Raw genomic sequence first — 13686 nt, 5'->3', positions numbered from 1 at the left:
GCGGAGAAAAGGAATTTGAATATGACCAACCCGCTCGATTTGCCCTTTGATACCGAAGAAATGCTCACCGGGCTGCGCCCTTGGATTGAAACCGAAAGCCCCACATTCGACGGGGCGGCGGTGAACCGCATGATGGATGTGGTGCAGCACGATCTGGCGATCCTGGGCGCGCGGACCGAGCGTATCCCAAGCCCGATGGGGCTGGGCGACAGCCTGCGCGCGGAGATGCCTCATCCCAAAGCGGGCGAGGGGGCATTCTGCTTCTGGGCCATATGGACACGGTTCACCCCATCGGCACATTGGCCAAACTGCCCTACAAACGCGAAGGCGAGATTTGTTATGGGCCCGGCCTGATGGACATGAAGGGCGGCAATTACGTCTATCTTGATGCGCTGCGCAAACTGCTGGCCGCCGGGGTCGAGACGCCGCTGCCGGTGACGGTGCTGTTCACCCCTGATGAGGAAATCGGCACCCCCGCCACCCGCCGGCTGATCGAAGAGGAGGCCAAGCGCCACAAATACATCCTCGTCCCCGAACCCGCGCGCCCCGACGGCGGCGCGGTGATCGGGCGCTATGCCATCGCGCGGTTCAATCTTCAGACGCGGGGCCGCCCCAGTCACGCGGGCTGGGCGCTGTCCGAAGGCCGATCGGCCATCGCGGAAATGGCCAAGGCCGTGGGCACGATCGAAGGCATGACGACCGAGGACTGCACCTTTTCGCTTGGGGTCTTTCACGCGGGCCAATGGGTCAACTGCGTGTCCTCGGTCTGCGATGCCGAGGTGCTGAGCATGGCCAAGACGCAAGAACAACTCGACGCAGGCGTGGAAAAGATGATGGCGCTGAACTCGGACGAGGGCGACGTGATCATGGAAATCCGCCGCGGTGTCACCCGCCCGGTTTGGGAGCCCGACCAGCCCGGCACGATGGCCATGCTGAAACTTGCCCAAGACATCGGGGGCGAACTGGGGATCGAGATCACCGGAAGCTCTGCCGGGGGCGGATCGGACGGCAACTTTACCGGTTTTCTGGGCCTGCCGACGCTGGATTCCATCGGCGTCCGCGGCAAGGGGCTGCATACGTTGCAAGAGCATATCTATATCGACAGCCTGACCGAGCGGGCCAAGCTGGCGGCGGGTCTGTTCTGTCGGCTGACACCGTAAAGAGGGATCAACAAGGCCCCGGAGGGGGCTGTCGGTTCCCCTCTACGCCAGCCCGGCGGCCATCTGCTGTGCGTCGCTCCATTCGCGGGGGATTGGCCATACATGCGCTTGAATTCCCGGCTGAATTGCGAGGCGCTGACATAGCCCACACCCATCGCCGCTTCGCCGACCGTGCTCCCGCCTGCGATTTTCATGGCGGCATTGTTCAGCCGCATGGATTTGACGAACTGAATCGGCGACATCGTCGTTACCTTTTTGAACTTGCGGTGAAATACCGCGCGGCTCATCCCGGCGCGTTTGGCCATATCGTCGATAGAGATGGGCGCGTCCAAATGGGCGGCGACATGCGAAATCGCCCGCGCAACAGCATTGCCCGCCCCAAAGGCGCGCCGCGCAAAGACCCCTGCCTCCCCTTTGAGAATAGCATAGTATAGCTCACGCAGACGCGCATCGGAGAGCACGGCGCGGTCGGTCTCGCTCTGACCCAATTGCAACAGACGCAACAGCGCGTCAGAGAAGGCATCATCCCATGCGGCCAGCTTGATGCCCTCCGCCCGCAGATCGCCGGGGGCGGGGGGATGAGGCTTCCCGCGCTTTCCATTTCTAGCGATAGTTCGGCCATCAAACGCGCATCAAGGGCGATCAAGACGCCATAAAGCGGGGTTTGGGGTGACGCGCTTGGCGTGCCCGCTTTGACCGGCATCGACATCGGGCAGCACATATAGCGGCTGTCGTCATAGACATAGCGCTTGCCGTCCAAAACAGCCTCCTTGGCGCCGCTGACGATGGCGATGACACAGGGCTCATAGACCGCTGGCACACAGGGGATCGCGCTGGTCGCTTGGAAAAGCTGAACGCCCTTGATGCCGGTCTCGGTCAGGCCGTCGCGCTGGCTGTGCTGTTCGATGATATGTCGGATTTGCTGTTTGCTCATGGCCCCAATCTAGGGCCGCTTGTTTGATGAAAGCAATAGGAGTGAGAGGATCAGGCAAGTAATCGCGACGATCCGGCCTGTTTCCCTTGGGTTGTGAGATTTATCTGCAAGGCCAACGGGGCGCGATGCCTCTTTAACGGTAAGGAGCAAGACCATGGCAGACAAGACTTTCGGCGCGCACGGCTGGACCCCTGAGCGGATTGGCAGGCTGGAGGGGAAGACCTTTGTGATCACCGGGGCCAATGCGGGGGCCGGTTTTCAAGCGGCGCGGACCTTGCTGAGCAAAGGTGCCGCGGTCGTGATGCTGAACCGCAGTACAGAGCGGTCGGCGGAGGCCGTGGCAAAGCTGAAAGACGAATATGGCGCGGCGGCGCAGGTCAGCTTTGTTCGCATGGATTTAGCCGATCTGGACACGGTGCGCAGCGCTGCGGCAGAGGTTCTGAGCGATGTTCCCCGGATCGACGCGCTGATCTGCAACGCCGCCATCGCGCAGGTGCCAAGCCGCCAGCTAACCAAGGCGGGACATGAAAGCCAGTTGGGCACCAACCACTACGGCCACTTCCTGCTCTGCGGGCTGTTGTTCGACCGGATCGAAGAGACCGCGGGCCGGATCGCGGTGGTGGCGAGCCTTGGCTACAAGATGGGCCTGCGCACCATCCAGTTCGACGACATGAACTGGGACAAGAACTACCGCGCCAACCCCGCCTATAGTCAGAGCAAGCTGGCGCAGATGATGTTTGCCTATGAATTGCAGGACCGCGTCGCGCAGGCGGGAAAGAACGTTGAGGTCTATGTCTGCCACCCCGGTGCCTCGGCCACCTCTTTGATCAGCACCAGCGGTGGCCTGATGACGCGGTTCACGTGGTGGCTCATGTCGAAACTGCCGATCGTTCAAACGGCAGAGCGGGGCGCCTATCCAGAGGTCATGTGCGCCACCGAAAACGGGCTGGAGCAGCGCGCGCTTTACGGCCCCACAGGCCGAATGGAGATGGTCGGCCCGGTCGGGCGCGGATCGCTGGAGCCCTATGCCTATGACAACGCCACGATGGTCAAACTCTGGCAGCGGTCCGAGGAAGAAACCGGTTTTCACTGGGCCGTGTGAGGTGGGGCGGGGCATGTAATAGCCCCGCCAAACCCTGCGAAATCAGGCATGCTCGGACCCGGCGCAGAGTGTCGTTTCGTGTGTCAGTTGCACAATAAAGTTGCAGTTGATGAGACGCCTGCGGACAATTCTTGCCAAATGAGATCTTTCGGTTAGTCTCTGATCTCGGGCCGCCCGACCGAAAGCGTATTTCAAAGTAAGCAAAGGGGCGGCCACTCTGGGAGGAGGAAATATGACTGAGACTAAAAAGTTCAATCGACGTTCGTTCCTGACGAAGTCCGCACTTGCTGGGGGGCCGCTACCGGGAGCATGCTGGCCGCACCGGCGGTGTTGGCCCAAGCGCCGATCGTCATCAAGATGCAGACGTCGTGGAATGACGCCAACATCTGGCAAGACTTTGCCCGCGATTACGCGACACGGGTGGAGGAGATGTCAGGAGGGCGTCTCAAGGTCGACGTGCTGCCTGCGGGCGCGGTTGTTGCTGCGTTCCAAGTGCTTGATGCGGTGAACGACGGTTTGATTGATGCGGCGCATTCCGTGCCCGTCTATTGGTACGGCAAAAACAAAGCTGCGTCGCTCTTTGGCACGGGGCCGGTCTTTGGCGGCTCTGCCACAACCATGCTGTCGTGGTTCTACCAAGGCGGCGGTCAGGAGCTTTATAACGAGCTGACGCAAGATATCATGGGCCTCGACGTTGTGGGCTATATGGGCTTCCCGATGTTCGCGCAGCCCTTTGGTTGGTTCAAAGAAGAGGTCAATACGGTCGATGACCTGCAAGGCTTCAAGTACCGCACCGTGGGTCTGGCCGCCGATCTGATGGCCAAGCTGGGCATGTCTGTTGCACAGTTGCCGGGCGGTGAAATCGTACCCGCGATGGAGCGGGGCGTGATCGACGCCTTTGAGTTCAACAACCCCTCATCGGACAAGGATTTCGGCGCACAGGACGTTGCCAAGAACTACTATCTGTCGTCCTATCACCAAGCGTCTGAGAGCTTTGAATTCCTGTTCTCCAAGATGTTCCTCGAAGACCTCGACCCTGATCTTCAAGCGATCCTCAAATACGCTGTGGAAGCGGTTTCGACCGCGAACACGGCCAAGGCGATGGACCGCTATTCGGCGGACCTGCAATTCCTGCAAAACGAAGCGGGCGTGAACGTGCGGCGGACGTCGAAAGATATCCTCGATGCGCAGCTCAAAGCATGGGACGAGTTGATCCCCGAGCTGGAATCCGATCCCTTCATGAAAAAGACCCTCGACAGTCAGCGCGAATGGGTCGACCGCGTGGCCTATTACGAGTTGATGAACTCGCCGGACTACGGGCTTGCTTATGAGCATTACTTCCCCGGCAAGATCAAAATGTGATCACGCATACCCGCAAGTAATGAGGCCCCCGGCGCCACCATGCGCCGGGGGCTCTACGAGACACTGGGGACATCATGATATCTTTCATTCGGTTCGCCGATAACCTTTCCGCATGGTTCGGCAAGGCTTTCGCTTGGCTCATTCTGCTGATGTCGATCGGCACGGGCTACGAAGTTTTTGTGCGCTATGTGCTGAACAACCCGACCGCTTGGGCGCTGGACGTGTCCTTCATCATGTATGGCACGCTCTTTATGATGGGCGGGGCCTATACGCTGTCGCGGGGCGGCCATGTGCGGGGGACTTCCTCTACCGGCTGTTCCAGCCGCGCACCCAAGGCATGATCGATCTCGTGCTCTACATCATCTTCTTTTTCCCCGGGGTCACGGCGCTGATCCTCGCGGGATGGAAATACGCCGCCCGATCTTGGTCATATGGCGAAGTGTCGGTCAACAGCCCGGCGGGCGTGCCGATCTATCAATTCAAGGCGATCATCGTGGCGGCGGGGATCCTGCTGTTCATCCAAGGCATTGCACAGGTTTGCCGCTGTCTTATCGCAATCCGCTCAAATTACTGGCTCGAAGCAGAGGAAGATGTCTTTGAAACCGAAGACCTCATGATGCGCGAAGCCAACAAGGCCGAGAAAGACCATATCACATGACCGATCCGCAAATTGCCCTGATGATGCTCGGGCTCTTCATCGTCTTCGTCTTTCTGGGCTTTCCGATTGCTTTCACGCTGATGGCGATGGGCATCGGCTTTGGCTACTACGCCTATTTCGACGCGCGCCGCATGTGGCGCAGCTTTGACCGGCTGGACGAGGGGGCCGGGCAATGGGAGCAATGGACGACGTGGTTCGAGGGGTTATTCAACAACCGAATATTCGACCTCTTCGTGAACCAGACCTTTACGGTGATGTCGAACGAAGTGCTGACCGCCGTGCCGCTGTTCTTGTTCATGGGCTATATCGTGGAGCGGTCAAATATCGTCGACCGGCTTTTCACCACGCTGAACATCGCGTCGAAGAACATCCCCGGTTCCATGGGGGTCGCGGCGTTGATCACCTGCGCACTTTTCGCGACCGCTACCGGGATCGTCGGTGCTGTTGTGACGCTGATGGGCCTCTTGGCGCTGCCGGCGATGTTGAAGGCCCGCTATGATCCGTCCTTTGCGGCGGGCATCATCTGCGCGGGTGGCACGTTGGGCATCCTGATCCCGCCGTCGATCATGCTGATCGTCTATGCGGCGGCAACGAATGTCTCCATCGTGCGGCTCTATGCGGCGGCGCTGCTGCCGGGGCTGACGCTGGTCGGGCTCTATCTCGTCTACATCATCGGGCGCTCGCTCTTGCAGCCGTCCTCCGCTCCGCGGCCTACGGCGGATGAAGTGCCGGATATGCCGATGGGCAAGCTCTTGTTGATGATTGCCACATCCTTCCTGCCGCTTGCCTTCCTCATCTTCGCGGTGCTGGGCTCGATCCTCTTCGGCCTCGCCACCCCGACAGAGGCGGCCTCGATCGGCGCATTGGGCGGCATATTCCTCGCCTTCATTTACCGCGCGATGACATGGCAGCGAATGCGCGAGAGTGTCTATCTCACGGTGCGCACCACGGCGATGGTTTGCTGGCTTTTCGTCGGCTCCTACACCTTCTCGGCGGTGTTCTCTTACCTTGGGGGGAGCATGTGATTTCCGAGTTCGTGCAGTCGCTGAACCTGTCGCCGATCATGTTCCTGATCCTTGCGCAGCTCATCATCTTCCTGCTGGGCTGGCCGCTGGAATGGTCCGAGATCATCATCATCTTCGTGCCGATCTTCTTGCCCCTGCTGGCGGTGTTCGAGATTGATCCGCTGTTCTTTGGCATCCTCGTGGCGCTGAACCTACAGACCAGTTTCTTAACGCCACCGATGGCCATGTCGGCCTATTACCTCAAGGGGATCGCCCCGCCCGAGTTGCGTCTGACGCAGATTTTCGCGGGCGTGATGCCGTTCCTCTTCTGCGTGATCCTGTCGATGGTGCTGATGTATGTCTTCCCGCAGATCGTCTTCTACCTGCCGGAGGTGTTCTATGGGCGCTGAGCCAAGGATGACCGCAGCGGCAGCACTTGGCGTGACCGAACTGCGGGACCGCTTGGCGAGCGGCGCGCTGGACGCGCTGGCGCTGGTCGAAAGCTACATCGCGCGGATCGAAGCGCGCGAGGAAGTCGTGGGCGCTTGGGCGTGGTTCGATCCCGAGTTCGCCCGCGCACAGGCCCGCACGCTCGACAGTTATCGTCGGGCGGGCCGACCGCTTGGGCGGTTGCACGGGCTGCCGGTGGGGCTGAAAGACGTGATCGACACCCGCAGCATCCCGACTGAGAACGGCGCGGCCCAAGACAAGGGGCGCGTGCCGCTGCGCGATGCTTTCATCGTGGAGCGGCTCAAGGCCGAGGGCGCGATCATCATGGGCAAGACGGTCACGACCGAGCTTGCCTTCATGCATCCGGGCAAGACCACCAATCCGCATAATCCGGCGCATAGCCCCGGCGGCTCGTCCCAAGGTTCGGCGGCGGCTGTGGCGGATGGCATGGTGCCGCTGGCCATCGGCACGCAGACGGGCGGCTCGGTGATCCGGCCTGCGTCCTATTGTGGGGTCACCGGCTTCAAACCGACCTTCGGCGCGATCCCGCGCCGGGGGTGCTGACGCAGTCACCCTCGCTCGACACCATTGGTATCTTTGCCAGCGATCCCGCCGGTGCGGCGCTGCTGGCCGAGGTGCTATTTGGCCATGACCCCGAAGACAGCGCCACCGAACTTGCCCCCAAGCCCGCGCTTTTGGTGCAGACCACCACCGCGCCGCCGATCCCGCCGGTCTTTGGTTTCGTGCGCCCGCCGGGGTGGGAGGATGCCGACCCGCAGCTTCACGCGGCTTTCGAAGAATTGGTCGCAGCGCTCGGCGATCAGGCGTTTGAGCTGCCGCTTCCGGCGGTCTTCAACGGGGCGGCCGAGGCGCGCAAACGCATCAACTTTGCCGAAATGGCCTATCACTATTACCCCTATTTGCGCGATGCTCCCGAATTGCTCTCATCCGCAACCCGCGAGGCGATGGAGGCGGGCAACAAGGTACTGGCCCGCGATTACCAATCGGCCCGCGATCTGCCCAAGGTGCTGACCGCCGCGCTGGAAGAATTGCTGACCCGCTGCGACGTGCTTTTGTGCCCATCGGCCACCGGCCCCGCACCGCACGGGTTGGACACGACCGGGGATCCGATTTTCAACGGGCTATGGACGCTCTGTGGCAGCCCCTGTGTGAACGTGCCTTTGATGACATCGGAAGACGGGCTGCCGATGGGCGTGCAACTGGTCGGCGGACACGGCCAAGACGGCCGTCTGATGCGCAGCGCACAATGGCTTTTCGACTGGGCCGATGGCGCAACCCAATGAGGATTGAAACATGAACCGTTTACTTGCTCTTTTCGCCTTTGCCGCGATTGCGATCTTTCTGCTGATCCTCGCGGTTGAGGTGCCCAGCATTGATCTGATCATCATTGTCGCGGTGACGCTGGCCTTCGTGGCCTATGATTTCTTCACCTCCAGTCGGAAGGATCGGGACTGACCCATGGGCAAGCCTGTCATCTGGATCACCCGGCAGCTTTCTGACGCCACGCTCAACCGGGCGCGGCGTGACTATGAGGTGATCTGGGATCCGGCTGACGCACCCGGCAGCGCCGAGGATATCATCGCGATGAGCGCGCGGGTCGATGGCATGATCCCCTGTCACTCCGAGCATTTCAGCGCCGATGTGGTGGCCCAGCTTGACCCCCGGCTCAAGATCATCGCCAACCACTCCGTCGGGGTGGATCACTGCGACCTGCCCAGCCTCAAGGCGCGGGGAATTGTCGTGACGAACACGCCCGGCGTTCTGTCGGATGCCACGGCAGAACTGGCGCTGATGCTGATGCTGGGGGCTGCGCGGCATGCGGTGGCGGGGGACCAGCTTGTGCGCAGCGGGCAGTGGCAGTCGTGGTCGCCCGCGATGCTGGTCGGCAAACAGCTCTCCGGTGCGCGGCTCGGGATCATCGGTATGGGCGGCGTGGGCCGCGCCTTTGCCCGCAAGGCGCGCGGGCTGGATATGGAGATTCATTACCACAACCGCCGCCCTCTGAACCCGGAGGAGGAGGCGGGCGCGGCTTATCACGCCGACTTGGACGACCTGCTGGCGGTGTCGGACTTCCTATCGCTGCACTGCCCGGCCACACCCGAAACCGTCGGCCTTTTGAACGCAGCACGGCTGGCGCGTCTGCCCAAGGGCTGCGTAATCGTCAACACCGCGCGCGGCAATCTGGTGGATGAGGCGGCGCTGCTTGAGGCGCTGACCTCGGGCCATGTCGGCGCGGCGGGGCTGGATTGTTTCGTGACCGAGCCGGGCGGCAATCCGGCCTTTGCCGCCCATGACAACGTGATGATGATGCCGCATGTCGGCAGCGCCACCGTGGCCACCCGCGATGCGATGGGGTTCAAGGCGCTGGACAACCTCGATCACTTTTTCCGGGGAGAGACGCCGCCGGATCAGCTGTAGCGACGGCGGCCCGTCAAGCGACACCCGGCGGCTGCGCAGGCACGCCGCGGCGCAGCCGTGATGGCAAGGGTAGGGTGATGATGGCAAGACAGCCAATCACCAGCGCCACGCCGATCCAGCCAAGCGGGGAAGGCGTTCGCCCACGATGACCACGGCGAGTACCGCGGCGACGACCGGCTCGAACAGGGTGATCACGGTGGCCATGCTTGCCTCCACCCGGGCAAGGCCGTAGCCGAAGGCGATATAGCCCAAAAACATCGGCACAGCGGCCATATAAAGCCCCACGGCGGCGTTGTTCCATGACGCCAGAAAAGCCCCGCCCGAGACCAGCAGTACCGGCATCAGCAGCAGCCCACCCAGCCCGAAGGTCGCTCCCATGGCCACGGTAGAGCCGGTGCCTTGCAGCATCATCTTGCGCGCGCTCCACGAATAAAGCGCGTAGGTGAAGCCCCCGATCAGGCCCAGCAAGACGCCCAAGGGAACCGATGGCGCGCGCAGCGTTTCCCCATGGGCGGCGTTTTCGGCCAAACAGATCAGCCCCATGCCGATCAGCCCCACCGCCGCGCCAAGGGACCAGCGCAGGGTCAGGCGGCGGCGATCCAGAAGGTACTCGATCAGCGCCGAGAGCAGCGGCGCAGAGCCGATGGTGATGACCGTGCCCACCGTCACCCCCGCCAGCCGCATGGCGCCGTAAAAGGCCAGCGGATAGACCGCTACCGTCACTGCGCCGATGACCAGCAGGCGGCGCTGCTGCCAGAGCCGCGCACGCTGGTTCAGGATGCCGCGCCCGGCCCAAAGGGCCTGCGCGATCCCGCCCAGACCCATGGCCGCAGCACCAATGGCGGCGGCGCTCACGTCGGGGGCAAAGGTGGCGGCGGCGCCGGTGGTGCCCCAGACGACGGCCGCGAAAAGGATGGCGATCACGCCCCAGCGGTGGCCCAGTATCACGTAAGCGTCCTTAGCATATCTTCGGCCATCGCGCGCGCCGTGCGCACCCGGCGGCTGTCACCTTCAAGCCCGGCGCGGGCCATCGCGCCTTCCAACAGAAACGCAAGATGCGCGGCGGTGGCGGCGGCGCGGTCCGGGGCCTCGGGCAATAATTCGGCAAGGTGCTGGGCCAAGATGCGCTCCACCTCCTCTTTGTGCTGGCGCACCGCGTCGCGCCCGGCATCGCCTGCCTCAAGCTCTGCCGCCGCGTTCAACAGGCCACATCCCCGAAAGCCGCGCTCATAGGCGCATTCTGCATGATCCTGATAGGCGTCGAAGACGGCCAAGACCCGCGCCTGAGGTGTCTGTGCGGCAGCGGCCCGCTCGGCGTAAAGCGCAAGCCACTCCGCGTGCCGCGCCTCTAGGCATTGGCTCACCAGATCGGCTTTGGAGGAAAAGTTGTTGTAGAGGCTTTTCTTGGCCACGCCCGCACGGGCGACGATGGCGTCGATCCCCGTGGCACTGATGCCGTGGTTGTAAAACAGCTCCTGCGCGGCCTGCATCAGCCGATCATGGGCGGGGCGTTGTCTGGGGACCTTTGGCATGGTCTCTCCTGCGGGTAGGTAGACCGGTATACCTAATTATACCCCCACGCAAGCCTCTGGATGACGCGAAAGCGCCTGCGCCAAACGCTGCGCGGCGGTCACGGCCTCCGCCCCCGAAGCGGCCAAGTCTGCGTGAGCCCTTCGATGATGAGCAATAAAGCCGTCTCGGCCCCCGCCAGATTGGTGGCCGCGGCGGCCTTGGCCGCGACCTCGGCCTTGTGCCGCGTCAGCAGGGCGCGCAGGCTGTCGCTGCCGGGGTCGGCGGCGACGGCGGCATGGAACAGGCAGCCGTGAGAGGTTTCCGTTTCCATCCACTGCCCGACACGCGCCAAGATCGCCTCCAGCGCGTCGGCGGGTGCCTGCGGTAGGTCGTCGAAGACCAGCGCGAGGTACCGCTGTTGGCGATTTTCCAATGCCGCCAGCACCATTTCAGCGCGGGAAGGGGTGTATTTGTAGAGGGTGCGCAGGCTTACCCCCGCCGCATCGCGCAGGTCTTCGACGCTGGGTTCGGCGAAACCGCGGGCGGCAAAGGCACGCTCAAGCCCGGCGGCGATTTTGCTTTGGGTATCTGTCATGCTTGACGATGTAGGGAGCCCTCTACCTACGCAAGTAGAGTAATCATTCTACACTCGAAGGAGCCGAAGCGATGACCCTACCAGAGACGATGAAAGCCATGCGGCTGACCGGCCACGGCGGCTTGGACAAACTGGAGTGGCGCGAAGACGTTGCGGTGCCAAAGCCCGCAGCCGGAGAGGTTTTGGTCCGCGTCGGCGCGGCGGCGGTGAACAACACGGATGTAAACACGCGCACGGGCTGGTATTCCAAAGCGGTGCGAGGCGATACCGGGTCGGCGGCGAGCGAGGGCTACGACGGCGCCTCGGACGCCGATGGCGGCTGGTCCGGCGCCTTGAGCTTTCCGCGCATCCAAGGCGCCGATTGCTGCGGAGAGATCGTGGCCGTGGGCGAGGGCGTCGATGAGGGGCGGATTGGCGAGCGGATTCTGATCCGGCCCATGTACAGCCCTGCGGGGGCGGGGCCGGATGACCTGGTCACCTTCGGATCGGAACGGGATGGCGGTTTTGCCGAATACGCCACCGCCGAGGCCAGCAATGCGCTACGGATCGACAGCGCACTCACGGACCTCGAACTCGCTTCTTTTCCATGCGCCTTTTCGACTGCCGAAGGGATGATCCAGCGCGCGGCATTGGGGGCGGAGCGTGTGTTGATCACCGGCGCCTCTGGCGGCGTCGGCTCGGCTGCGGTGCAACTGGCCAAACGGCGCGGGGCGCATGTGACGGCGGTGACCAGCCCCGGCAAGATGGAGGCGCTGAAGGCGCTCGGCGCGGATGAGACGCTCGACCGGGATGCGGCGCTGCCGGAGGATGCCTTTGATGTGGTGCTCGACCTTGTTGGCGGGGCGCGTTGGCCCAAGCTGCTTGATGCGCTGGTGACGTGCGGGCGCTATGTGACCTCGGGCGCGATTGCCGGGCCGATCGTCGAGTTGGACCTGCGCACGCTCTACCTCAAAGATCTGACCCTCATGGGGAGCACGCGGCAGGAACCGAGCGTTTTTGCCGACCTTGTGGGGTATATCGAACGCGGAGAAATCCGGCCTGTCGTCGCGGAAAGCTATGCGCTGCAAGACCTTAAAAAGGCGCAGGAAGCCTTTCTTGAGAAATCTCACATGGGAAAGATCGGCATCACGGTGGCCGGTTAAGCGCGAAAATGGGCCGTTTGCCACAGGGGCAGGCGGCTCTTCCTTGCCAATAAGTAAATTAGATTGATTTAATCGTTGACTCACCCCCTCCCATTTGGGATTTGTCTCTTCGAGACGCCGCATGAACCGGAGGGGAGGCCAGTTTGCAGCAGCTACAGACATTCGCCGACCGGACCGCGCGCGGCTCGAACCAGAGCGGGATGCGGGCCTATAACGAACGGCTCGTCCTGTCGCTTATCCGGCGCAGCGGCCCTACATCCAAGGCAGAGATTGCCCGGCTCACTGGCCTGTCGGCGCAGACTGTATCCGTCATTATGCGCGCCCTCGAAGCGGATGGACTGCTGAAAAAAGGCGCGCGGGTGCGGGGCCGGGTGGGGCAGCCTTCGGTGCCGATCAGCCTAAACGCGGAGGGGGCCTTCTTTCTGGGGCTAAAGGTCGGGCGGCGCAGTGTCGCGTTGATCCTGACCGACTTCGAAGGCCAAGTGACGCGCCGCAGCAGCGAGGTCTATGCCCATCCCACCCCCGCTGCGGTCATGGAATTTGCGCGGCGCGCTTTGCAGGACACGCTCGCCTCTTTGACCGCTGACCAGCAGGCGCGGGTGGCGGGACTGGGGGTCGCCCTGCCGTTTGGCATGTGGGAATGGGAGGTTGCGGGCGGCGATCTGAGCGCGTGGCAGGACTTTGATATCGAAGCCGCTTTGGCGGAGGTGCTCGATCTACCGATCTCCATTTGCAATGACACTTCTGCCGCTTGCGGGGCCGAACTGGTTTTTGGTGCGCAGAACAAGCCGCGCGATTTTCTGTATTTCTACATCGGCTATTTCGTGGGTGGTGGGCTGGTGCTGGATAGCAAACTCTACACCGGCAAAAGCGGCAATGCGGGGGCGCTCGGCTCCATGCCGCTGGTCGGGGGCGTGCCTCGGCAATTGGTCGATGTGGCATCTTTGGCGGTCTTGGAGGCGGCGTTGCAGGAGGCCGGAGAGACTCGCCGCGCCCCGTGGAGCGATCTGGCGGCTTGGGAACTTTCCGCCGGCATTCTGGACCCATGGCTCGACAGCACTGCCGAGGCGCTGGCGCAGGCGGTCCGCGCCGCAACATGCTTGATCGATTTTGACACGGTGATGATCGATGGATCATTTCCTGAGACAATTCGCGCGGATCTGGTGGCGCGCACCCGCCGCCATCTTGCCGCCCAGCCCCTGCCGGGCGTCACCCTTCCGGCCCTGCGCGAAGGGACCGTCGGCAGCGACGCCCGCGCGCTTGGCGCGGCAAGCCTGCCGCTTTCGGACCGTTTCCTCGTCGACCGCGACGCATTTTTGAAAGGCTGA

The 13686-nt window shown here is 62.8% G+C and carries 11 protein-coding genes and 5 pseudogenes; 11 read left to right on the top strand and 5 right to left on the bottom strand.

The features are described from left to right. Positions 1-21 precede the first annotated feature (21 nt). Complete coding sequence (locus ACFQAU_RS05295; protein ID WP_386281020.1) at positions 22-354, top strand: hypothetical protein; 333 nt, start codon at positions 22-24, stop codon at positions 352-354. Next, positions 273-1160 (top strand): M20/M25/M40 family metallo-hydrolase, encoded by an 888-nt coding sequence (locus tag ACFQAU_RS05290; protein ID WP_386281017.1) that lies wholly within the window; start codon positions 273-275, stop codon positions 1158-1160. Before ACFQAU_RS05295 ends, ACFQAU_RS05290 begins: the two co-directional genes overlap by 82 nt. Here ACFQAU_RS05290 and ACFQAU_RS05285 read toward each other — a convergent pair. Beyond that, the gene (locus ACFQAU_RS05285; RefSeq protein WP_386281014.1) at positions 1094-1663 is read right to left on the bottom strand and encodes a helix-turn-helix domain-containing protein; all 570 of its coding nucleotides are present in this window, start codon (positions 1661-1663) and stop codon (positions 1094-1096) included. The genes ACFQAU_RS05290 and ACFQAU_RS05285 overlap by 67 nt on opposite strands. Before the next feature lie 128 nt (positions 1664-1791). Further along, a pseudogene (locus ACFQAU_RS05280) lies at positions 1792-1980 on the bottom strand (AraC family transcriptional regulator); the annotation flags it as partial. Positions 1981-2248: 268 nt separating this feature from the next. Here ACFQAU_RS05280 and ACFQAU_RS05275 point away from each other — a divergent pair. From ACFQAU_RS05275 to ACFQAU_RS05245, 7 genes and pseudogenes are all read left to right on the top strand, one after another. Next, on the top strand, positions 2249-3196 hold the full coding sequence (locus tag ACFQAU_RS05275; RefSeq protein WP_132444704.1) for an SDR family oxidoreductase: 948 nt from the start codon (positions 2249-2251) through the stop codon (positions 3194-3196). Between the two features lie 232 nt (positions 3197-3428). Beyond that, a pseudogene (locus tag ACFQAU_RS05270) lies at positions 3429-4558 on the top strand (TRAP transporter substrate-binding protein). Between the two features lie 74 nt (positions 4559-4632). Further along, positions 4633-5216 (top strand): annotated as a pseudogene (locus tag ACFQAU_RS05265) (TRAP transporter small permease subunit). After that, positions 5213-6630: pseudogene (locus ACFQAU_RS05260) on the top strand (TRAP transporter large permease). Before ACFQAU_RS05265 ends, ACFQAU_RS05260 begins: the two co-directional pseudogenes overlap by 4 nt. Beyond that, positions 6620-7974: pseudogene (locus ACFQAU_RS05255) on the top strand (amidase). Before ACFQAU_RS05260 ends, ACFQAU_RS05255 begins: the two co-directional pseudogenes overlap by 11 nt. A gap of 10 nt (positions 7975-7984) precedes the next feature. Then, positions 7985-8146 carry a hypothetical protein gene (locus ACFQAU_RS05250; protein WP_165935563.1) on the top strand — a complete coding sequence of 54 codons (162 nt, stop codon included), beginning with the start codon at positions 7985-7987 and terminating at the stop codon, positions 8144-8146. 3 nt (positions 8147-8149) lie between these two features. Next, positions 8150-9109 (top strand): 2-hydroxyacid dehydrogenase, encoded by a 960-nt coding sequence (locus ACFQAU_RS05245; protein ID WP_132444698.1) that lies wholly within the window; start codon positions 8150-8152, stop codon positions 9107-9109. Positions 9110-9205: 96 nt separating this feature from the next. On the opposite strand, the gene ACFQAU_RS05240 is transcribed toward ACFQAU_RS05245, so the two are convergent. The 3 genes from ACFQAU_RS05240 to ACFQAU_RS05230 form a co-directional block, all read right to left on the bottom strand. Continuing rightward, a complete protein-coding gene (locus ACFQAU_RS05240; RefSeq protein WP_386281008.1) occupies positions 9206-10057 on the bottom strand; it encodes a DMT family transporter in 852 nt (283 codons plus the stop codon). Beyond that, a complete protein-coding gene (locus ACFQAU_RS05235) occupies positions 10054-10641 on the bottom strand; it encodes a TetR/AcrR family transcriptional regulator (RefSeq protein WP_132444694.1) in 588 nt (195 codons plus the stop codon). Before ACFQAU_RS05235 ends, ACFQAU_RS05240 begins: the two co-directional genes overlap by 4 nt. A 98-nt stretch (positions 10642-10739) precedes the next feature. Continuing rightward, the gene (locus ACFQAU_RS05230) at positions 10740-11216 is read right to left on the bottom strand and encodes a TetR/AcrR family transcriptional regulator (protein WP_386281005.1); all 477 of its coding nucleotides are present in this window, start codon (positions 11214-11216) and stop codon (positions 10740-10742) included. Between the two features lie 71 nt (positions 11217-11287). Between ACFQAU_RS05230 and ACFQAU_RS05225 the strand changes: the two genes are divergently transcribed. After that, entirely contained in the window at positions 11288-12358 is a 1071-nt protein-coding gene (locus ACFQAU_RS05225) for an alcohol dehydrogenase family protein (RefSeq protein ID WP_132444690.1), read from the top strand. A gap of 200 nt (positions 12359-12558) precedes the next feature. Next, a complete protein-coding gene (locus ACFQAU_RS05220; protein ID WP_132444815.1) occupies positions 12559-13686 on the top strand; it encodes an ROK family transcriptional regulator in 1128 nt (375 codons plus the stop codon).

The sequence above is a fragment of the Sulfitobacter profundi genome (genome assembly GCF_042661425.1).
GTDB lineage: Bacteria > Pseudomonadota > Alphaproteobacteria > Rhodobacterales > Rhodobacteraceae > Sulfitobacter > Sulfitobacter profundi.
Note: the sequence above shows the minus strand (reverse complement) of the source record. Positions and strands in the feature narration are given on the sequence as shown.

Excerpts from the sequence above, each read along its gene's own strand:
- ACFQAU_RS05295 (WP_386281020.1), top strand. The coding sequence starts at position 22 with ATGACCAACCCGCTCGATTTGCCCTTTGATACCGAAGAAATGCTCACC.
- ACFQAU_RS05245 (WP_132444698.1), top strand. The coding sequence starts at position 8,150 with ATGGGCAAGCCTGTCATCTGGATCACCCGGCAGCTTTCTGACGCCACG.
- ACFQAU_RS05220 (WP_132444815.1), top strand. The coding sequence starts at position 12,559 with ATGCGGGCCTATAACGAACGGCTCGTCCTGTCGCTTATCCGGCGCAGC.
- ACFQAU_RS05230 (WP_386281005.1), bottom strand. The coding sequence starts at position 11,216 with ATGACAGATACCCAAAGCAAAATCGCCGCCGGGCTTGAGCGTGCCTTT.
- ACFQAU_RS05275 (WP_132444704.1), top strand. The coding sequence starts at position 2,249 with ATGGCAGACAAGACTTTCGGCGCGCACGGCTGGACCCCTGAGCGGATT.
- ACFQAU_RS05225 (WP_132444690.1), top strand. The coding sequence starts at position 11,288 with ATGACCCTACCAGAGACGATGAAAGCCATGCGGCTGACCGGCCACGGC.
- ACFQAU_RS05235 (WP_132444694.1), bottom strand. The coding sequence starts at position 10,641 with ATGCCAAAGGTCCCCAGACAACGCCCCGCCCATGATCGGCTGATGCAG.
- ACFQAU_RS05290 (WP_386281017.1), top strand. The coding sequence starts at position 273 with ATGGACACGGTTCACCCCATCGGCACATTGGCCAAACTGCCCTACAAA.
- ACFQAU_RS05250 (WP_165935563.1), top strand. The coding sequence starts at position 7,985 with ATGAACCGTTTACTTGCTCTTTTCGCCTTTGCCGCGATTGCGATCTTT.